Here is a 19,922-nt window from a genome sequence, read left to right as displayed (position 1 = left end):
AACACAAAAAGTAATGGTTGAGTCGGGTGGAGTCAAGTCCAAACTACAGCCATGTAATACAAAATCTGGGTTGTCACTGCGACATCTTGTCCACATGTTGTGGATAACGATCCACAACATGTGGATAGACTCCTTCGTGACCGTCAGGGACATAACGTTGTGTGAAGTTGGCGATGAGGGTCGATCCGCCGTCATCTACTCGCGCCCGACCCGGGCCCGGGGCCAGGTTGCGGAGTCTGGCCGCAACCGTGTGTGCGTACTAGGCAAGCCTTTTGATCGCGTAGGCAGTGCCGGCAACGAGGGCCGAGACGGTCAGGGCCGGTACGCCGAGTCTCATGCCGTACTGGCGCGTGGCGTTCATGGCGACTGCCGCGACGACGATCAGGATGCCGAAGGTCAAGTGCTGGCTGGTCATTGATTCACCTCCATCCCTGCTTCGATACGGCTCGTGCGCTCTAGGCGATGGTCACGAATAGCGCGTCGGCGGGAGCCCCGCGAGCGGCAAGGACGGCGTCGTGTCTCCGTCGGGAAGCTTGCTGCTGCCCTCCTTGCGGGGCGCAAGAGCGGGTTAGCCCTTCGACTCTCGAGGGTCGCGGCTGCGGGGGTAGGTGTTGCGCTCGCCGATGGTGCCGTCCTGCTTGTGGATGACGTGCTCGACCCCGCGTTCGATCGCCATTTCACGGCCCACAGCCTGGGCTTCAGCCTTGGTTGGAGCGCTGTTGGAGGCACGTTCATTGCCTTCCGCCTTGTTGACCCACTTGTCCCCATGCTTACTGGTATGGATGTCACCCTTGGCCATTTTCTTCCTTATCGTGTCATTTGTTAGGAGTGGATTCGCGTTGACAGGCCCACAAGCACCGAGGGTCGATTCGTGCGATCCCCCGCCTTATCGGTGGCGTCAGCCCCGCTCGGTGATGTTGGTACGAGGGTGCCGCGCCGCCGCCGCGCCGTTGATGTAGCGGCCGGTGATGGCGCCACGGCTCCGTGCCATGGCAGACTCCTCCTCATCATTACGTGCAACGGCGTTGCACTAATGAGACGGTAGATCAAGAGAGGATTCCGTTGCAAGAACGAGACGAGGTTTCATGCCTGAAACGAGCATGACGGGGGATGGAGGTCGCGACTCGCCCCTACGCATTGCCGAACTCGCCGCACTCCTGGACAACCGACTGGCACGCGACGGCTTGAAGTTGCGTGAGGCGGCCCGGGAGGCGGGCGTGAGCGCGGCCACGCTGTCCCGGGTCCTAAACGGCAAAGTGCCGGATACGGCCACTTTCGCCGCATTGGTGCGATGGCTCGGGGTGTCAGCGGACTTATTCATCGACCGAGAACGGCAGGTAAGTGGCGCGGAGGCTATCGAGGCGCACCTGCGTGCGGATCGCACACTGCCACCTGCGACCGCCAAGGCGCTGGCGGCTCTCGTGAGGGCTGCATACGCGGACTTTGGTCATGCCGCTGCGGACAAGGAGTGAATCGTGCCGGCAGCAACATCGTCGCTGGTGTATGGGTTCAAAGCACGGTCGCAGCGCATCGCGGCCGAGCAACGCGGGTTGATATCGCTGGCGGCCCACGAGCCAGTGAATCCTCGTGCGCTGGCGGCGCACCATGGCGTCAGGATCCTCACCCCTGCGGATCTACCGTCACTGGAAGCCGAGGATCGAGAGGAACTGCTGAGCCACCACCCGCGTGAGTGGTCGGCTGTCAGCGTCACGCTTCCGACCGGGACGCTTGTCGTCTACAACCCGACTCACGACACCGGCAGAATCAACAACTCGCTATGTCACGAGTTGAGCCATCTGATCTTGGGCCATGAGCACGGTCAGCTGCTTACGTTTGCCGACTGCGTGATGCGCGACTTCAACGACCGACAGGAGGAAGAAGCGAACTGGCTCGCCGGATCCCTCTTAGCGCCCGAGGCCGCACTCAAGCACGCCAAGCGTGCTGGCTTCGACCACGCTGAAACCGCCCGCCGTCTCGGCGCGTCGGAAGACCTGGTGCGTTGGCGTTGGCGCATGAGCGGAATCGACCGCTACGTAGGCAAGGGCCGACGCTGACTCGTTGCCAACACAAGCCAGGTTGACGGCGGCAAGGGCGGGATCTGCCTCCCGCGGTGGCCGGTGCGATCGGGTTCACTAAGGTTCCTTATAAGCTCAATAAGAAGCGTTGTCGATGTCAAGTTTGATAGCAAGATCGAGGCGGCCGAGCTCAAGGGATGGTTTGAGGGGTGACGCTCGCCCGAATACGCTGAGGCTGGGTTAGCCACCACCCCGCCGCGGTCGACACTGCTGCGGGCAGATTCGGCGTTTGCGCGAGTCGCCGTATCAGCGACCACTCACGGGCCATACCTAGCGCATACACCAGTCGGTCGAGGGTTGACGCGTGGTCAGCGGCCTGCGTCGTCTGCCACAGCCGCAGGTGGTGACCGATGGTGCGTTGCCACACTTCGTAAGAGGTGTGTCCGCCGATGTGCCCCAGTGCGTACGCGGCGTTGTCGTTGACCTCTTGCGAGATGCCGGTGGCGACAACGTACTGCTCGATCGTCGGACGCTGCCTTGCTGTACCTACGACGCGCAACGCTTCAAATAGCGTGGTGACCCACGCAGAGCCAGCTCGGAGATCGGCGCGGGCCACTTCCGAGGTCAGCGCTGCGGCGACTCCGTCGCGGTAGGGACTGGCCTGCAGTAGGAACGCGGCGTATAGCCGGGAGTCGAACACTGGGTCGAACAGCATATCGTGGATGATCCGCGCCAGCTCGAGGTCACGGTACCCGTCGACATCATGACTTAGCTGGGAAAGCGTGCCGTCGAGGACTCGCGACGTGAGTAGTGATGCCATCGCGGGAGAGACGATCGTTCTCTCGGCGTCCGGGGGCGTCGCCACAGTACGTAGAATCGATGCCGCAAGGCTACGCGTCTCCTCGTTCACGGTCGAGTCGGCGGCCACTTCCGTGGAATACCACGCGATGGTTCCAAGCTGGGCTTCGGTAAAATGCCGGTAGCGGATCTTTCGGACGCACGCCATTAACGCACCCTTGAAGACGCGGTCGTCTCCCGGATCATGTAGGAGCCGCAGGACGCTACGCGCGGCGTCGGGATGGCCGCTGCCGTCGAGCAGGCACGCCGTGCCGACTAGGCTTTGAGTTCCGCGGTCGGCAATGATGGAGGAAATTGTCCCGATCGCCGCCTCCTGCGAGTCGGGGTGCGAGAGCAGTATGTTGATCGTCTCGAATCGCTGCATCCACGCAACACCGTCCGAGACCATCACCTCGGCGAGCAACCGATCGACGATCTCCTCCCATAGGCGACGGGGAGCAAGCAGCGGCACCGCCGAGCTGATCATAACTGTCGACAGGGTCTGCCAATCCGTCCCACTAACAGCGTCGTCGGAACACACCTTATCCAGGACGGCCGCTAGCTGTCGGGTAGCGAGGGCGGCCTCAGGCGCCGGGCGGCGTACGGCCGGCAGCGGAGTCAACCTCTTGGCGTGATAGCGCAAGATCGTGTCAATGACGGATACCAGGGAGAACGGCGGTCGCGCTAGCAGCGTTTCATAACGCCGTATCGCGGGGAACGTCGGCAGCGTCGCGCCGGTCTCCCACCGAGAGACCGTACTGACGCTTACGTTAGATCGCCACCCGGTGCAGGGAAGCGCGGCGGCGAAAGGCTCGATGTTTCGCCAGCCCTCTGGACCGTGGCGCCGACAGGCTCGCAGCAGCCAGCCCACGCGGCGGCGCTGAATGGCGAGGCTAACCACCGTAGGCACGTACCTTTCCGCCATAACATCCGACTTGCCTCCTTACCACACTCTACCGGAAGTCGGCGATCCGCTTGCAACGAAATTTCCCGGATGCAAGCCGTTCGGCATAGCCCTCCCGGCTGCCGAACCGTAGTGACAGCGGCTCATTTGAGGAGAGAACGTGGAACTGGACAAGAATTCATTGACCTTGGAACTCGACGAGATCGAGCGGGCTCAAATTGGCCAGCTTGCCGACGGGCTTGCCGGGCTGGATCCTGTCAGCGACCCGGACCGTTTCGTGCTCGAGGCGCAGATGCTCGCCGCGGAAGTACCGGCCCGGATACGCCGCCGGCTCCTACAGTTCCGGCGGTTTGGCAGCGACTCAGGCGGCTTTCTCCTTCGAGGCTTGCCACTCGGCGAGGTTCCGCCCACCCCGCAGCACGGCGACCTCGGCAGCGGCGTGCGCCTAACGGCCGCCGCCGCGTTGAGCATCGTCGCTGCCCATCTTGGTGAGCAGTTCGGGTTCCGGCCCGAACTGTCTGGGCTGATGGTGCAGGACATCGTGCCGGTCGATGGTTTCGAGGACACGCAGCAGTCCATCTCAAGCCGATCGCTGCTCGAACTGCACACCGAGACGGCCTTCACCGAGTACCGCGCCGACTTCATCGGGCTGCTGTGCGTCCGCGCCGACCCGGACGCGATGGCTGGCACCCTCCTCAGCCCCATCGGTACTGTCCTGACCCGGCTCGATCCGGCCGATGTCGAGATCCTTCGCCAACCGCAGTTCAGCACAACCGTGGACGCCTCGTTTTTGCGCGGCTGCGGCGCCGATGGCCCTATCGTCGTGCAGCCGATCCGCGTCCTGACGGGCAGCTCGGCCCAACCGCGACTGCGGTGCGACTTCGCCGAGGTGCGTGGCCTCGACGCCCGGTCGGACCATGCAGTACGCCGACTGCACGAGGCTGCGAGCGAGACCGCGACCGAAGTTCGGCTCCGCGACGGCGATCTGCTGTTCGTGGACAACCATCAGGCGTTTCACGGCCGCACTCCGTTCGCTCGGCACGGTGACGGTACCGACCGGTGGCTGTTGCGTAGCTTCATCGCGCGCGACCTGGCACGTAGCGTCGCCGACCGGCCCGGCGACGGACGAATCATCGATATTGACTACTCATCGGCGGAGTGATCCCCCAACACATCAAATGGCGCCGGATCTTGCTCACTGCAGCAGTTGCCGGGTCACTTCGCGCAGGCCGGCGCCAGTTACTCCTCGACCGCTACAGGACAGTATGGCGAAAATCCCCGGCCGATCGTCCGGATAGGCCGATCGTTTCCCTTCCGGGAACCTCGTTCTCCTCGGCCGAAAACGCCGCGCGTCCTATAGATGGACTGGCTGATGGCGGCATTCGCCTAGCGGCACCGGCCTGCTTACGATACGGTCGAAGCTCCGCTCAGATAGTCAGTCCAACCTGCAAGGACGTGACGCCATGTCCGCCATCAGCAAAGACTCAGGTGACGTCGACGGCTCACACTGGGCTAAGGCAGCGCACCTTACCCGTCAGTGGCTAAACGTAGATCTTTCATCTATTGACGCGTACACAGTGACTTCCAAGGCGATTACGCTGCTGCAGGCTGTGATTGTTCACCTTTCGCTAACAGAGGCGCAAGAGGTGGAGATAATTGATAGCTGTCGCATATTTCTGGAAGACGAAATTAGGCATCCGGGTAGCCGCCTTGATCAACTCACCACGTCTGACGACTCAGGCGTGAGGGCAGTCAGCGCCGCCACACTTAAATATGGAGGCGCCTGGGTGAAGCTCACTGAGCCGCGAAATTTGATCGTCATGACAGCACTGCTAGGATTGCCCGGCTCCCTGCGCTTGCCGAGTGCGTAATCCCGATCGGATGCGCCGCATGAAATAAGGACCTGCAGGAGCCCGGTGTAATCCCCTCCGACGCCGTCCTACATCCATCCGTAGCAATGGCGAGCCGGGCGGTCACCTGCCCCTCACACTCAGGACCATGACTGAACCGAGAAATGGAAGTCTCGGCGAATTATACGGACATAGATAGCCATTGCGACGGCCGTACATATGTTGTGCTGACGTGTCGACTTGGGCGGCCTGCGTATTTAACATGTCGCCCGTTCGTGGTCATGAGAGTACCTGTATGCTCGCCCGCATCATCGGACTCCTGGCGAGGTGACGTGAGCCGCGAAATTGAGGTTAAATACCGCGTCCCGGATGTGGACGACCTCCTGGCTGTATTGGATCGGCACGGGGTGGTCCTGTCCGCACCGGTCGTACAGGACGACCAGGCGTACGCGCCGGCTTCATGGCGCGACGGTGACCCTCGCATCGGCGTGACGTTCGTGCGGCTCCGGAAACAGGACGGCGTGTGCACCTTCACCACGAAGACACCTGTGGACAACGTGCTGGCGTGCCGAGAGTTCGAGACCGTCGTGGACGACCCGGAGCAGATGCACCAGGCAATCTTGGCGATGGGCTACCGCGAGACGGTGCAGGTGGTCAAGAAGCGACGGACCGGGAGGATCGGCGCATGGTCTCTGTGCCTGGATGATCTCGATGGTGCGGGTGCTTTCCTGGAGGTCGAAGCGATGGCCGACGGCGACACCGACATGGTTCAGGTGCAGGCCGAGCTCGATCAGTGGGTGCAGAACCTCGGCGTGGGCGTGCAACGCACCGGCGCGACGTATGACCAGGTGGTGTCCGAGGCTTCGGCCTAGCGGTCGAGTTCCAGCACCAGGGCGACTAGCGCGCGGGTGACTTCACTGGGGTCGTCCTGACCGATGTCGTGCACGACGGTGCGGTGCCCGGCCGCGGTCAACAACTGGGCTGCGCGGCGGAAGCGGTCGGGCTCGTCGATGACGGTCTGGTGAAACCGGCTGTAGGTACCGCGGTTAGCGGCGCGGGCACGGCATGTTTCCGGGTCGCCGACAAGCACGATGGTTAGGTCTGGAACGTCGGCCTGCTGGTTGAGGAGCCACACCGCCTGCTGAGGTACTCCGTCCGCTGTCTGCAAGACCAGCGAAGACGCTAGGTACCGGTCGCACACGACGGTCCGGCCGGCGGCGAGCGCCGGTCGGACCGTCACGACCAGATGGTGGTAGCGGTCGGCGGCCACCAGGCACGCCAAGGCCATGCCGCGATAGTCATGCGTGCCGGCGCGGGCCAGCGTGCCAATTGGCCCGTCGGACGGCTCGCGGGTCAGCAGCGTCGGGTAGCCGAGCTCCGCGAGCCGTTCCGCCAGTAGCCGCGCCACGGTGGACTTGCCCACCCCGGACGGGCCGTCGACCGCCACGAACGTGCCGGTCACACTGACACGAGCCTGGCGTGCTGCGCCCGGGACAAGTCGGCGAGATGGTGGCGTACCTGCTCCACAGGGACGTCTCCGAACTGGATCCCGACGCTGAAGTTGAATTCGTCGCGGCCACGCATGGCCTCGTCGACGCCGTCGCTGGTGAGGTCTACGGCGCCGTAGGCGAGAAGCTGCTCGGGGGTGTAGCGGCCGGTGGCCATGAGCCGGTCCCATTCCGGGGTGCCGGGGTAGGGGCGGAACTCGAAGACGCTGGCACGGAATCGGCCTGGCGTGGGATCGGTCATGTCCCACAGCTCGTGCACGAGCCGGACCGTGTCGGCGAGCTCGTCGGCGGTCTCGCCCGGGAACCCGAGTATGAAGTAGCCCTTGACGTTGATGCCTCGTGCCGTGAGCCGCTGCACGACCCTACGGATCATGTCGGGCTCGATCCGCTTGTCGATGTGCTCGAGCACTCGCGGGTTCCCGGATTCGATGCCGAGCGCCACTTCACGCAGGCCGTTGCGGACGAGTTGGTCGAGCAGGTCGTCGGGGCATCGGTCAAGCACGTTGATGCGGCCGGTGGCATCCCAGACCGCCCAGTCCCCTGTCCGCGCGTCGGTGAAGGCGGTGGCCATGGTCTGGACCACCCGGCGGGCACCGAGGAACAGGTCATCGACGAAGCGGAACGCGGTGACGTTGTACTGGTCGCGCAGCAGCTCCATCTCGCGCAGGATGTTGGCCGGCGTGCGGACGCGGATGCTGATGTCGGGGTTGGCGCTGACGGCGGCTCCGCAGAATGAGCAGTCGTACGGGCAGCCGCGAGCGCCGACCATGTTCGCTTCGACTCGGCCGTCCTCGGCGACCCGAGGATCTTGGACGAGGTAGCGGCGGTCGACGAACGGCAGCTCGTCGATCTTCGGCGCAAGGTGGTGCTGGCTGCCAGGCTTGCCGCCGCTGACCGGCGCCTTCAGCACCGGGTCGATCCACATGACGCCGGGCAGATCGGCCCGGTTGCGGTGATCGTGCAGCAGCTCGACGACGCGAGTTTCCCCTTCACCGAGGACCAGCGCGGCAGTGTTGCGCATGCGGGGATCAGTCAGGATCTCGGCGGGCATGGCCTTGGCCTCGTGGCCGCCGAGCATCACCTTGATAGTGGGGTCGAGGGCCGCCGCGATCGTGGCGCTGATCTCATAGGTCGGGGCGAGCAGGTTGAAGCCGGCCCACCGCGGGCTGGCCGCGTTCACCACGGCAATAGTCACGTCCAGCGGGAGCCCGTAGGATTCGGCGTCGAGGACTCCCGCGTTGAACCCGTGATTGGCTGCGTAGGTGGCGATGTAGGCCATGCCCAGGACCGGCAGGGTGAAGTCGTTGACTCGTGGCCGGATGCTGTAGTCGCGCAGCGGCGCGTTGATCAGGAGCAGGTCGAGCGGCCGGGCGGGGTCGGAACAGGTGATTCGCGCGTCAAGGGGCGCGGACATGGTGGTCTCCCCAAGCGAGGGTGAGCAAGGTCAGATCCGACAGGTCGGGCCCGCAGGCATTGCGCCAGTGAGCGGCGAAGTCGGGTTCGTTGTCGGGCCACACCGTGTCGGGGGCGGCTCGGCGGGCCCAGGTGCGTACGGCCAAGTCGCCGTACGGGTAGCAGGCGAAGTCGTTGGTGTGGTCGGCTACCGCGGCTCCTGCGGTCCACGGGCCGACGCGGGACACCTGTTGGAGGGCTTCGGACAGCGCGGCGGGACCGAGCGTCGTCCAGCGGTCGCCGTGGGCCAAGTACGCCGCGGCGGCGGCCACGAGCGCCGGTCCCTTGAATGCCATGCCGAGGTCGGCGAAAGCAGCGGCCGGTAGACCCGCGACGGTTTCGGCGGGCGGAAACAGGTGGTGCTCACCGTTGTCCGTAGCGATCGCCGGGCCGTGGGCCTGGCAGAACCTGCCGTACATCTCCCGTGCCTGGCCGGCGCGGATGACCTGCCGGATGATCGCCGTGCCGACCGCGTCCCAGAGATCTCCATTGCGAACGCGCAGCACCGCTCCCTGCTGGTCCAGGACAGCGCCCAACTGGCCGACGACGCCAGCAGGGGGCGTGATCAGATCAGTCCGGGGTGCAGCAGAATGCGGTGCCTGGTCATGCACGCTCGTGACGAGCAGCGTGTCGCCGCCGGCTATCCAGGAGAGCAGCCAGGAGCTGGGTCCCTCCCGCATCACCCGGGTGGCGCCGGAAGGGTTCGAGCGCCAGCTGGGGTGGTCTCGCATCAGCAAGGCCATGATGTGCTTCTCCTTGTCGCCGGTGGATGAGCGTTGGGCTATCCGATCACGCCCTTAGCGCTCAACTGCTCACGCCCTAACGAGCGGTGCCGCGACCCCGTTCTGCAGATGCCTCACCCCCTTTGCGGGCGGTCAGCGAACAGGCAGGTGGGTCAGCAGTCGCGTCGGTCCAGACATGGGCGATGAGCGCGATCGTTGATCACCAGTGCCAGCACGATGATGAACAGCCAGGTTTTGGAGACCTGTGTCAGGTTCGCGGCCGATCCGGCGGCTGGTTACCGGTCGCCGCGACGGCGTGCAACCGGTACCGCGTGGCCAGCCCGGCATCGACGTGCGGCCACGCGACCGGGCTGGACGCGAGGGAGAACGTCGCCTCGACGAGACGGTGGTCGCTGTCCCAGCGGCCGTCGTGTTGTTCTGTCGGCACGTGGACGCGGTACGTGCCGGGGACGTAGAGCTGCGGCCGGGTGACCAGGCAATGGTCGATGATCTGTCCGCCGCCGGCATCGATGTCGCGGTTGACTGTCGCCATGAACGCCTCGCCGGCCGGTGTACCGGTGGCGTACGCGACTTCGGGCATGGCCCAGAACCCGCAGCCGTCGGTGCGCCTGCCTTGTTTGCCGAACTCGTCCCACTCCCATTCGCCGATGAGGTGGTGGATCGCGTCGGTGGCGTCCACCCAGGCGCCGTCCGGCATGCGGATGGCCTTCGCGTCTCGTGCGATGTAAGGCGCCTTGGTCCAGTCACGCCGCGGCCAATGCGATCCAGTCGCCGTCGCGTTGAGATCGCCCATGACGAAAACCGGGTCGGGAAAGCCGTCGCCGTAGCTGCCTAGGAGCCGGGCTTCCTCGAGGCGGATTTGCGGTGATCGGGGGTTCCAGTGCCGGACGATGACGACCAAATGCTGGTCGGTGTGCACCGTCCGGAACCGGATGACGCCGGCCTTGTCGTCGAAGTCGGGGTAGCCGCCGCCGTGCCAGGCGACTGGAGCGACCAGCGTGGGGTCGTAGAAGAGCGCCGGCCCGATGGGGCCGCGGTCGAACGGCAGCATCTTGGCGGCGTATGGGCGGCCGAGCGTCGCCGAGAGCACGTCCGACGCCGCGAGCAGGCCGTGGTTGGCGTCTGCTGCCCATCCCTTGGCCTCGCACAGCGCAAATATGGCCACTGGCATCGACGCCGCTGGGCTCAGCTGCGGTTCGACGAGCGGTGCAGCCAGCCGGTGCAGCCGGGTGAAGTCGTAGTCCAGCTTGCCGGAGGTTCTTGCGCCGCCGCTCTGGAAGTTCAGCCAGGTGAAGCGGAGCGCGTTCGTGGCGGTCGCGTCGCTGAACCGTGCGGGTTGCTGATCAATATGCATGAGCATCTGCCCTTCCAAGCGGACGTCTTGTTGGCCTAGGACGGCCTCGTTCAGTAATTGGGCGAGCCGGATACGTGGCGTGGCCGGCGGGTCCGGTAGATCCAGCAGGCGACGACCCAGGCGTCCCCGTCACGGAGCCGGTCGGCCAGGAAGTCGAGCCGGTCCGACTCGCCGGCGGTGATCTGGACGCCGGTCGCGAGGAGTGCGCATCGAAGGGCGACGCGTGCGTCACGCCCGGCGCCCTTGTGGGCCAGGGCCTGGGTTTGCGCCTGGATCGCGTCGATGCAGTGTTCATCTGCTGCGGCGAGGTCGCTCGACCGCAGGAGCAGGTCGGCAATCAGCCGCGCGTCGTCTTTGCTCAGTCGCTCGGCCAGGATGGCCAGGTGCTCCCACTCGCGGCGGCTCAACGCGGTTCGCGCCATGACATGGGCCGCGCGGAGCGTCCTGAATGTGGCGCGGTTCTCGTTGTTGCCCGCGACGTCGGCCGTGGCGTGCTGCGGAAGTGTCATCGGCTGTCCAGGTTGTTGGTGCAGGGAGCTGGCTTGAATCGAGTTCTGGCGGTCGACGACGAGCGGTCCGGCGGTGGTAGCGCCACGTCTCGATGTGGTTCGGCAGCATCACCAGAACCGCGTAGCAGGCCGCGATCGGTAGGGCCGTGAGCGGGCTCCACAGTCGAATGGGTCGTGTCGACCTCATTTCGAGCGGTCGCAGGCGTATACACGTGGGTTGGTTGGCCACCACGGCGGGTCGAGCGGCTGCGATACGCCCGGCCGCAAGGTGAAGCCCTCGCCGTACGTCCATGCAAGAACGCCTAGGCCGGCGAGTGCCATCAGAGATTCTGCGATCACGACGACGAGGAGCCCGACCAGGACGGGGCTTCGACGGTTCATCCGGTACTCCCGGTTCGGCGATGGGGTGCGACCGCAGTTGGGACTCGGCTGCGGAACGCGCCCGGGTCGGGGGGCGTGGGCGCGGCGTGACCGTTTGGCGGAGATCCGCCACGCCCTCACCCGATGGGCCGATCGAGGCTCTTGGGGACCTGACCGGCCCGGGTCCCGGTAACGCCCCGTCGCCGGGGTGGTGGAGCTACCGGGACCGGCTTACGCGCCGGATCGTGTTAGCTGCCGGCGGGCTGGAGCACGGAGCCGAGCTGCGGGACGCGGCCGTGGGCGGTAGCCCGCTTCGGCGCCGCGGTGGTACGGCTGGGCGGGCAGGCGCCAGCCGCCATCCCCTTCGGCGTGCACGCCGCCTTGGCGAGCAACCAGTCGCTGAAGTAAGGGATGCTGGTGCCGATGATCGGGTGGTCGCACGGGGTGGCCGAGTCGGTCTCCCGGCTGAACACCGCGACTGCCGTCACCCGGCTCGCGTCCGGGTTCTCCTTCAGGACCGGCGTACCCGAGTCGCCGAAGCAGCCTCCCTTGGTCATGCAGACATCACCCTCGGTCATCACACCGACCTCGGTGCCGCAGTAGCGGTCCTGCAGCTGGGATCCGTGACGCTCTTGGAGGTTCTCCGGCAGCGGGTTAGCGTCGTCCGGGTCCGGCGGGTACGCGGTCAGTCCCCACCCGACGAGCTGGAGCTGGCTGCCGGGCTTCGACGGCGCCGCGGCCACCTTCAGCACCGGCCCGTCCAGCGGTCGGTCGAGCGCGAGCTGGGCGATGTCACTGACCGGCTTGCCGCTGGTGGGGTCGACCCAGGACCAGTCCGGGTGCAGTGTCACCTGCGTCCCGTTGGCGGTCTGGCCGCCTGTGGTGCGGTCGAGGGAGCCGCCGCGAACGTGCACTCGCGAGGGCTGCACCGGCACGACGGTGGGAGCGGTCAGCTGGTCCGACAGGCAATGCGCGGCGGTGACGACGTGGTAGCGGTCGGGGTAGAGCCCGGCTCCGCAGGCCAGCGTCCTGCCGATCTCGGGATAGTCCACGGTCAGGTGGAGGATCCCGGCGGGGAGCCGGCCGGCGTCGTGCCCGTCGACGATCGCGCTGGCCGGAGTTGCCGCCGCCATCGTGAATGCGGCGACGGCCGCGGTCGTGGCGAGCGCTCTTTTGGTGTGTTTCATCGGTTCCGTTCTTCGAGGGGTTGGCCCGGCGCCGGATGCGCCAGGTGGCTCAGGGGTGGGTGGGACCGCGGCCAGCACGACAAGTGGCCGGCGGCGTGCTGGCCGGGTCCGCGAGGGAAGACCAGGGCGCTCGGTTCGAGGGGCACCCGTTCCATGTCCGAGTCGCCGTGCCGTTCGTCGTCAGCCGCGTCGAAGAGCGGCTTGGATCGGCCTCACGCTCTCGGCCGTTCTCACCTTGGCTTGGGAACGGGTACCGGCTGCAACGGCGGCGACGGGTCTTTCGGCGTCTCGCTGGACGGGCAGGTGTGCTTGGCACCTTTGTAGAAATGGCCGCACATAATGCATCGATTCAGTTCCTCTGCCATCAGGCTGGCTCTCAGTTCGCTAGGGGGATGCCGGGCCGGCGGTACGGCGGATGTCTTAGAGGCGCTCGAATCCGCGGCGTAGCTCCCAGTCGGTGACCGCCGCGTCGAAGGCGGCCAGCTCGATCGCGGCTGTCGTGGCGTAGTGGGCTTGAACGTCGGGGCCGAAGGCCAGCTGGGCGGCCTTGCTGGCATTCCACAGCTCGACTGCCTCGCGGAGGGTCGCCGGCGGCCGCGTTGCGGTGTTGTCGCCGTAGGCGTCACCGGTGAATACGTCCTCGAGGAACAGCTCTTCCTCGATGCCGTGCAGGGCGCCTGCGATGAGCGCGGCGATCGCGAGGTACGGGTTGACGTCGCCGCCGGGCACGCGGTTCTCCACCCGCTTGCTCGGGCCGTCACCGACGACCCGTAGCGCGCAGGTGCGGTTGTCCACGCCCCAGCGCAGCGCGGTGGGCGCGAACGAGCCGGGCTGGTACCGCTTATAGGAGTTGATGTTCGGGGCATTGAACAGGCTGAACTCGCGCATGGTGGCGAGCACGCCGGCCAGGGCGCGTTGCCCGGTGAGGGAGAGGTTGCCGATGCCGTCGCCGGCCATGACGGAACTGCCGGTGTCGTCGCGCAGCGAGAAGTGGATGTGGCAGGAGTTGCCCTCTCGCTCGTTGGGCTTGGCCATGAAGGTCAGGGCCATGCCCTCTTGCGCCGCGATCTCCTTGGCGCCGTTCTTGTAGATGACGTGGTGGTCCGCGGCGGTCAGCGCATCTGCGTAGCGGAACGTCACTTCGTACTGGCCGAGGTTGCATTCGCCCTTGGCGCTTTCTGGGCTCAGGCCGGCGCCGTACATGTCGTTGCGGAGCCGGCGCAGCAGCGGCTCCACCTGGGCCGTATCAAGTAGCGAGTAGTCGCCGTTGTACCGGGTGGCCGGCGTCAGCCACCGATAGCCGGTGACCGCCGCCTGCTCGTAGGTTCCCCGGAACAGGACGAACTCCAGCTCTGTCCCGGCGTGCGCGGTCAAGCCGTGCGCCGCCAGCCGGTCGAGTTGATGGCGCAGGATCTGCCGCGGCGCCACAGAGACCGGCTCGCCGGTGGTGGTTTCCAGGTCGGCGAGGACCAGGGCGGTCGCCGGGTGCCACGGGACCAGCCGAAGAGTGCCCAAGTCCGGCGTCACGTGGTAGTCGCCGTACCCGCCGTGCCATTGGGGTCCGGCGAAGTCGCCGAGGGTTGCCATCTCGACATCAGCGGCGAGCAGGTAATTGCACACCTCGGCGCCGCGCTCCGCCACCTCCTCGACGAAGTGGCGGGCGTGCAGGCGCTTGCCCTGCAAACGGCCTTGCATGTCGGTGATGGCGAGCAGCACGGTGTCGACGGTTCCGTCCTTGACTGCCGCGGCAAGTTCTTCGAGATCCACAGCGGTTCTTCTCCTTCGCACGGTCAGGCCGAGACCGCGGCGGTGCGGCGGTTGACTAGCTCGGCGGCATGCGTGGCAATCAGCTCGACCACGTGTTCGATGTCGGACCTGGCCGTGAGCGGGTTGAGCAGAGTGACCTTCAGGAAGTGGCGGCCGTCGATCGTGGTGCTGGCGATGACGGCCTCGCCGGACGCGGCCAGCGCCTCGCGTGCGTGCAGGTTGGCGGCGTCGGCGTGCGGGTGGCCCGCGCCGGTGGGCAGGTAGCGGAACACGACCGTGCTCAGGTCGGAGCGGGTGACCACCTCGAACCGCGGGTCCTCGGCCAGCAGGTCGTATGTCTCGGTGGCCCGGTCGACCACCTCGTCGAACAGCTCACCGATCGCGTCCGCGCCCATGATTCGCAGCGTCATCCACAGCTTGAGCGCGTCGAACCGGCGGGTGGTCTGCAGGCTCTTGTCGACCTGGTTGGGGATGCTCGCCTCGGCCATCCGCTTCGGGTTGAGGTAGTCGGCGTGGAACGTCGCGTGTCGCAGCGTCGCGCCGTCGCGCACCAGCAGGGCGCTGGAGCTGACCGGCTGGAAGAACGACTTGTGGTAGTCGACGGTCACCGAGTCGGCCCGCTCGATGCCCTCCAGCAGGTGCCGGCGGGTGGGCGAGGCGAGCAGGCCGCAGCCGTACGCGGCATCCACGTGCAGCCATGTCCCGAAGGCTTCGCACAGGTCCGCGATGGCCGGCAGCGGGTCGATGGTGCCGAAGTCGGTGGTCCCGGCGGTGGCCACGACGGCCATGACGGCGTCGCCTCGATCGGCGCAGCTGTGCAGCGCGGCCTTGAGCGCGTCCACCGACATCCGGCGTCGCGCGTCGGTGGGCACGGTGATGACCGCGTCGGCGCCGAGGCCGAGCAGCTTGGCCGCCTTCTGCACGCTGAAATGCCCGGCCTCCGAGGTCAGGATGCGTTTGCGTCCGGGGCCGGCCTGTTCGCGGGCGAGGAACAGCGCCTGCACATTGGACTGGGTTCCACCGCTGGTGAACACACCATCGGCGTGCTGGCCCAGGCCGACGCGGCCGGCGGTCCAGTCGATGAGGCGGCGTTCGATGAGCGTGGCGCCGGCGCTTTGGTCCCATGTGTCCATCGACGAGTTGACCGCGCTCAGGACCACCTCCCCGAGCAGCGCCGGGATCACGACCGGACAGTTCAGATGGGCGAGATAGCGTGGGTGGTGAAACCAGACCGCGTCGCGCAAGTAGAGATCGCGCAGCTCGTCGAGCACCGCGGCCGCCGCGCCGAGCGGCGCACGGAGGTCGACGTCCTGCACCTGGACGGCGAGGCGTTGCGGGTCCATGCCGGTGAACGGCCGGTCGGTGCCGGCCACGCGCGCCGCGACCAGGTCGACGCCGGCACCGAGGGTGCTGCGGTAGGCGTCTGCCGTGCCGTTGGCCAGCAGATGCGCATAGGGGTGTCTTAAGGGGCGCACGGTAATCCTCGAGGTCGAGCGGGCGGGAGTCATGGTTTGCGAGCGACCGCGGCGTACACGCTGGCGGCCGCGGCCGTAACGCCGTCCTGCGGCTGGGGGTCCAGTTCGGGGTGCCAGTCGACGGACGCGACGATGCCGGGATCTACGAGCTCAAGCCCGGAGAGGAAGGCAGCGACCTCGTCCTTGGTGCGCGGCCGCAGCGTGCCCTGGCGAGGGTCGCGCAGCACCGTCGCGATCTTGGCGAGTTGCTCCGGGGTGAGGAAGTCGGTGGTGCCGTGAGTGATGCCGACGCAACTGCCCGACGGCAACGCCTCGATAAGCGTTCGGACCGCTCCCAGGGCGCGTTCGTCGTCGTCGATGAAGTGCAGGACTGCGAAGATCAGCAGGGCTGCCGGTTCAGCCGGTTTAATCAGACCGCGGTATTTGGTGCTGGTCAGGATGGCAGCAGGGTCGAGGATGTCGCCCTCGAGGAAGTCGACTTGCCCCTCCGGGTTGCTGGTCAGCAGGGCACGCCCATGGGTGAGCACCTGCGGGGAGTGGTCGATGTAGAGCACCCGGGCCGCGGGGTGGACGGCCTGCGCGATCTCATGAACACCCACGCCCGTCGGCAAGCCGAAGCCGACGTCGATGAACTGGCGTATGCCGCAGGCTGTGGCGAGGTGGCGTACCGCGCGCAAGACGAACTTCCGGTTCTCGATGCCCGCTTTGGAAAGGTCGGGGAACGCCTTACGCATGGCTTCGGCCGCTTCCCGGTCGACAGCGAAGTTGTCCTTGCCGCCGATCATGTAGTCGTAGCGGCGCGCAGGGTCGACAACCGAAGCGTCGAGCTGCGGGGCTTCGTCGGGATCGGCCATCGGTAGGCCCTTCGTGAGGATGCGAACGTGGGGTGGTTGGTGGGGCGCGGCGCCCGTTTGTCTCGGGAGGCGCCGCGCCCCAGGGCGGGGGCCGAGCCAGGACTGGAACCGGGGGGCAGCTCGGCCCGCGCTATCCCAGGCGATGTCTTCGCGGAGGACCCGACATGCCCGGGATCGGGGTTACGTCATTGCGGGTCGCGCATCATCGGCCGCAGCCGTGGCGCGTCGTCGCCGGCGTCGACCGGGAACGAGAGCAGTGACCGGTAGCCGAGCCGCTGGTAGAGCGCCTCGTTGCGGTCGCCGGTCGCCTCGAGGTAGACCGGCAGGCCGATGCCGCCCTCGCCGTCGAGCTGGGCGTGGTGGTGCCTGATCAGGGCGGTGCCGTACCCGCGGTTGTGCCACTGCGGATGAACCACCACCCACGCCAGGTAGTGGTGCGGCTCCTGCGGGTGCCTCGCGGTCGTGGAGGAGTCGAGCGCCAGGAAGTGGTCGTGGTACGGGCCGGTGATCTCCTTGAGCCGCTCGTCGTAGCCCGGTGTGGAGTCCGGGATGTCGCGGCCGTCGTAGGGGTACCAGATCGCGACGCCACCCAGGTCGTCCGTGACCTCGATCAGCGCGTGAGCGAAGGCGCGCTCCATGCACAGCTCGAAATACGCGGGGTAGATCCGCTCCCGGTCGGCGAGGTCGGAGACCAGCCAGGGGGCGAAGTCGCCGTGCAGGAAGCCCTCGGCCAGCACCGCGATGATGGTCTTGTGGTCGTGGGCGCCGGCCGGGCGGATCGGCGGAACGGACGGGGCGCTCCGCAGGCCGTTCACGCGGTCACGCTCCGGTTGGCGCCGAGGCCGATCTGCTCGTAGACGTCCGGGCGGCGTTGACGCAGGATCAGCGCCCACACCATCCCGACCACGGCGGCCAGCGCGTACCCGGCCGGGAGCATCCACCGGACGGGGTCGTCCTCGTCGACGCCGATGAGCTGGTGGAACTCGGCGAGGGTGTAGACCACGATGGTGCCCAGGACCAAGGCGGCGATGGACGGGGCGACGGTGCCGCGCCACCGCCCGACGCCGGGGCGGTTGGCGCGGTTCGAGAAGTACCGCACGACCGCGATCGAGGTGATGGTCATCAGCAGCAGGACGCCGAACCCGCCGAGCACGGTCAGCCAGAAGAACATCTGGGTGAACGGGTCCCAGCCGTTGATCACGAACAGGGCGATGCCGGTGAAGCCGATCAGGGACTGCAACACCGAGCCGTAGATCGGCGCGCCGGTCCGCCGGCTGGTGCGGCCGAGGAACCGCCAGAAGACGCCCTCGCGGCCGAGCGCGAAGTGGTAGCGGGCAGCGGTGTGGTGGAACGACAGCAGCGCCGCGAACAGGCTGGTCGCGAACAGCAGCCGGCCGGCAATGATCACCGCGAGTGGCAGGTAGCCGCTGGACAGGGTGAAGGTGAGTTCGGAGCTCTCGTCGATGGACCGCTGCACGATGGCGTCCGGTCCTGTGGCCACGGACATCGCCCACGAGCAGAAGGCGTAGAGGATGCCGATGAAAGCGATCCCGAGGTAGGTGGCGCGGGGTACGGTGCGGCCGGGTTGGCGGGCTTCCTCGCTGTAGACGGTGTTGATCTCGACACCGACGAACCCGGCGATCGCGACAACGGCGCCGAGGACGATGTCTCCGATCGAGCTGCCCGGGGTGAGCGTCTCGACGGTGACCACGCCGCCGGCCGGGTGGCGCAGCTGGACCCACGCGAAGACGAGCGCGATCACGATCTCGCCGACGACCAGAGCGGCCAGCACCCAGGCGTTGAAGTCGATGCGCAGCCAGCCGAGCACGGCGATGACCGCCCAGGCTCCGCCCGCGCACACCCACCACAGGGCGCCGATCTCGAACTGGGAGAAGAAGCTCTTGGCGGCGGGACCGAAGCCGCCGTAGAGGCCGACCTGCATCACGTTGTAAGCGGCGACGGCGACGAAAGCTGCACCGACTCCAGCGACCTTGCCCAAACCGTGGGAGACGTAGGTGTAAAACGCTCCAGCATTGACGATCTTGCGGGCCATCGCCAGGAAGCCCACCGCGAACAGCGCGAGCACAGCGGCGACGGCGAGGTACGCGAACGGGATGACCTTGGCGCCGGTGATGGCGAACCCGGCTGTCGCCCCGCCTGCGATCACCGTCAACGGGGCCGCGGCGGACATGGTGTTGAAGATCATCGGCAGGACGCCGAGCTTGGCCTTACCGAGCGCCTGTTCGATGCCGCCCGTGGGCGGCAGAGACGCCTTCAGCGTGGTCATGCGAGGGGAAGCCCTTTCGGTGGGGTGGCCCGGGCCCGGGGTAAGGCCTGGGAGCTCAGGGGTGCACGTCTAAGGCGTTCGAATTGCTCAGGCCGACGTAATGGCGGAGTTGCCGACGACGATTTCCGTCGTGTGAACAAGTCGCTGCACCGCCGGGGGTGTCAGATCTAGCTGCTTACGCAGCTCGGCCTCCACGTTGAACCCGTCGGCGAGGATGACGTGCCGGTGAAGGTCGGTGGCCAGCAGCAGGTTCCCGAACAGCGCTTCTCGGGGGATCAGTCGCTGGCTCGGGTCACCGGACTGCCGGATGCGCCGTAGCGAGTCGGAGACTCGCGACCACGCCCACCCAGAGACGTTGGAGCTGATGGGCACATAGCGCGTCCTGCGCAGGATGTCCCTCTCGCTGACCACGAGCTGCTGGTCGGTCAGGCGGCGGCCGACGTGGTCGTAGACGCTGTGACCTTCCAAATCTTGGGTCGCAACGTAGCGAAGCCAATCCTTGAGGGAAGAGCTGTGCGGCTGTTGCTGGATTAGGGCGTTGATCCCGGCCGCGACCCGGTCATCGGGTAAGCCATGTCGCTTATGGACCAACCCGTTCACGTCGATCGTGACCTGGTGGTGGAGGATCAGTTCCCCCATCAGCGCAGCCGCCAACCCGAGGTTGACGGTCCGGCGATGCGCCTGGCGCTTACCCCGGACGTCGTGCAACGCGAAGAACATGTCGTCTCCGACGCGCACCCACGGCGAGTTCTCCGGCACCGGCTCTTTCCTAACGAGCTGCGAGGGCGAAAGCCCCAGATGGGAACTCGGTCTCTCGGGG

Annotated in this window: 20 protein-coding genes; 5 read left to right on the top strand and 15 right to left on the bottom strand. The window is 66.7% G+C overall.

Annotated features, from left to right (window positions below):
* Window positions 1-259: 259 nt before the first annotated feature.
* Together QSK31_RS18965 and QSK31_RS18960 are read right to left on the bottom strand one after the other, a co-directional pair.
* Window positions 260-415 carry a hypothetical protein gene (locus QSK31_RS18965; protein ID WP_285685470.1) on the bottom strand — a complete coding sequence of 52 codons (156 nt, stop codon included), beginning with the start codon at window positions 413-415 and terminating at the stop codon, window positions 260-262.
* Between the two features lie 153 nt (window positions 416-568).
* The gene (locus tag QSK31_RS18960) at window positions 569-799 is read right to left on the bottom strand and encodes a DUF2188 domain-containing protein (protein WP_285685469.1); all 231 of its coding nucleotides are present in this window, start codon (window positions 797-799) and stop codon (window positions 569-571) included.
* Window positions 800-1,085: 286 nt separating this feature from the next.
* On the opposite strand from QSK31_RS18960, the gene QSK31_RS18955 reads away from it, so the two are divergent.
* Window positions 1,086-1,472 (top strand): helix-turn-helix transcriptional regulator, encoded by a 387-nt coding sequence (locus QSK31_RS18955; protein WP_285685468.1) that lies wholly within the window; start codon window positions 1,086-1,088, stop codon window positions 1,470-1,472.
* Window positions 1,473-1,475: 3 nt separating this feature from the next.
* On the top strand, window positions 1,476-2,054 hold the full coding sequence (locus tag QSK31_RS18950) for an ImmA/IrrE family metallo-endopeptidase (protein ID WP_285685467.1): 579 nt from the start codon (window positions 1,476-1,478) through the stop codon (window positions 2,052-2,054).
* Between the two features lie 151 nt (window positions 2,055-2,205).
* Here the strand turns inward: QSK31_RS18950 and QSK31_RS18945 are convergent, their stop codons facing one another.
* Window positions 2,206-3,339 carry a hypothetical protein gene (locus tag QSK31_RS18945; RefSeq protein WP_285685466.1) on the bottom strand — a complete coding sequence of 378 codons (1,134 nt, stop codon included), beginning with the start codon at window positions 3,337-3,339 and terminating at the stop codon, window positions 2,206-2,208.
* Between the two features lie 577 nt (window positions 3,340-3,916).
* Here QSK31_RS18945 and QSK31_RS18940 point away from each other — a divergent pair.
* The 3 genes from QSK31_RS18940 (at window position 3,917) to QSK31_RS18930 (ending at window position 6,478) form a co-directional block, all read left to right on the top strand.
* Window positions 3,917-4,918 carry a TauD/TfdA family dioxygenase gene (locus tag QSK31_RS18940; protein WP_285685464.1) on the top strand — a complete coding sequence of 334 codons (1,002 nt, stop codon included), beginning with the start codon at window positions 3,917-3,919 and terminating at the stop codon, window positions 4,916-4,918.
* Window positions 4,919-5,219: 301 nt separating this feature from the next.
* Window positions 5,220-5,627, top strand: a complete 408-nt coding sequence (locus QSK31_RS18935) for a hypothetical protein (RefSeq protein ID WP_285685463.1) — start codon at window positions 5,220-5,222, stop codon at window positions 5,625-5,627.
* Between the two features lie 311 nt (window positions 5,628-5,938).
* Window positions 5,939-6,478 (top strand): class IV adenylate cyclase, encoded by a 540-nt coding sequence (locus tag QSK31_RS18930; protein ID WP_285685462.1) that lies wholly within the window; start codon window positions 5,939-5,941, stop codon window positions 6,476-6,478.
* Here the strand turns inward: QSK31_RS18930 and tmk are convergent.
* The 12 genes from tmk to QSK31_RS18870 all read right to left on the bottom strand — a co-directional run bounded on the left by tmk (window position 6,475) and on the right by QSK31_RS18870 (window position 19,822).
* A complete protein-coding gene (gene tmk / locus QSK31_RS18925; protein WP_285685460.1) occupies window positions 6,475-7,068 on the bottom strand; it encodes a dTMP kinase in 594 nt (197 codons plus the stop codon). The genes QSK31_RS18930 and tmk overlap by 4 nt on opposite strands.
* The gene (locus tag QSK31_RS18920) at window positions 7,065-8,528 is read right to left on the bottom strand and encodes a B12-binding domain-containing radical SAM protein (protein WP_285685459.1); all 1,464 of its coding nucleotides are present in this window, start codon (window positions 8,526-8,528) and stop codon (window positions 7,065-7,067) included. Before QSK31_RS18920 ends, tmk begins: the two co-directional genes overlap by 4 nt.
* The gene (locus tag QSK31_RS18915; RefSeq protein ID WP_285685458.1) at window positions 8,512-9,309 is read right to left on the bottom strand and encodes a DNA glycosylase family protein; all 798 of its coding nucleotides are present in this window, start codon (window positions 9,307-9,309) and stop codon (window positions 8,512-8,514) included. Before QSK31_RS18915 ends, QSK31_RS18920 begins: the two co-directional genes overlap by 17 nt.
* Before the next feature lie 247 nt (window positions 9,310-9,556).
* A complete protein-coding gene (locus QSK31_RS18910) occupies window positions 9,557-10,663 on the bottom strand; it encodes an endonuclease/exonuclease/phosphatase family protein (protein ID WP_285685457.1) in 1,107 nt (368 codons plus the stop codon).
* 50 nt (window positions 10,664-10,713) lie between these two features.
* On the bottom strand, window positions 10,714-11,172 hold the full coding sequence (locus QSK31_RS18905) for a hypothetical protein (protein WP_285685456.1): 459 nt from the start codon (window positions 11,170-11,172) through the stop codon (window positions 10,714-10,716).
* Window positions 11,173-11,780: 608 nt separating this feature from the next.
* The gene (locus QSK31_RS18900) at window positions 11,781-12,719 is read right to left on the bottom strand and encodes a S1 family peptidase (RefSeq protein WP_285685455.1); all 939 of its coding nucleotides are present in this window, start codon (window positions 12,717-12,719) and stop codon (window positions 11,781-11,783) included.
* Between the two features lie 420 nt (window positions 12,720-13,139).
* A complete protein-coding gene (locus QSK31_RS18895; RefSeq protein WP_285685454.1) occupies window positions 13,140-14,486 on the bottom strand; it encodes a glutamine synthetase family protein in 1,347 nt (448 codons plus the stop codon).
* Window positions 14,487-14,509: 23 nt separating this feature from the next.
* On the bottom strand, window positions 14,510-15,994 hold the full coding sequence (locus tag QSK31_RS18890; RefSeq protein WP_502872981.1) for a pyridoxal phosphate-dependent decarboxylase family protein: 1,485 nt from the start codon (window positions 15,992-15,994) through the stop codon (window positions 14,510-14,512).
* A complete protein-coding gene (locus QSK31_RS18885; RefSeq protein WP_285685451.1) occupies window positions 15,991-16,815 on the bottom strand; it encodes an SAM-dependent methyltransferase in 825 nt (274 codons plus the stop codon). Before QSK31_RS18885 ends, QSK31_RS18890 begins: the two co-directional genes overlap by 4 nt.
* 185 nt (window positions 16,816-17,000) lie before the next feature.
* Window positions 17,001-17,630 carry a GNAT family N-acetyltransferase gene (locus tag QSK31_RS18880; RefSeq protein WP_285685450.1) on the bottom strand — a complete coding sequence of 210 codons (630 nt, stop codon included), beginning with the start codon at window positions 17,628-17,630 and terminating at the stop codon, window positions 17,001-17,003.
* The gene (locus QSK31_RS18875; RefSeq protein WP_285685449.1) at window positions 17,627-19,102 is read right to left on the bottom strand and encodes an APC family permease; all 1,476 of its coding nucleotides are present in this window, start codon (window positions 19,100-19,102) and stop codon (window positions 17,627-17,629) included. Before QSK31_RS18875 ends, QSK31_RS18880 begins: the two co-directional genes overlap by 4 nt.
* 87 nt (window positions 19,103-19,189) lie before the next feature.
* Window positions 19,190-19,822, bottom strand: a complete 633-nt coding sequence (locus tag QSK31_RS18870) for a GOLPH3/VPS74 family protein (protein ID WP_285685448.1) — start codon at window positions 19,820-19,822, stop codon at window positions 19,190-19,192.
* Window positions 19,823-19,922 lie beyond the last annotated feature (100 nt).

Source organism: Actinoplanes sp. NBRC 103695 (assembly GCF_030269485.1).
In the GTDB taxonomy this organism is placed as follows: domain Bacteria; phylum Actinomycetota; class Actinomycetes; order Mycobacteriales; family Micromonosporaceae; genus Actinoplanes.
This window is presented reverse-complemented; position numbering and strand designations above follow the sequence as displayed.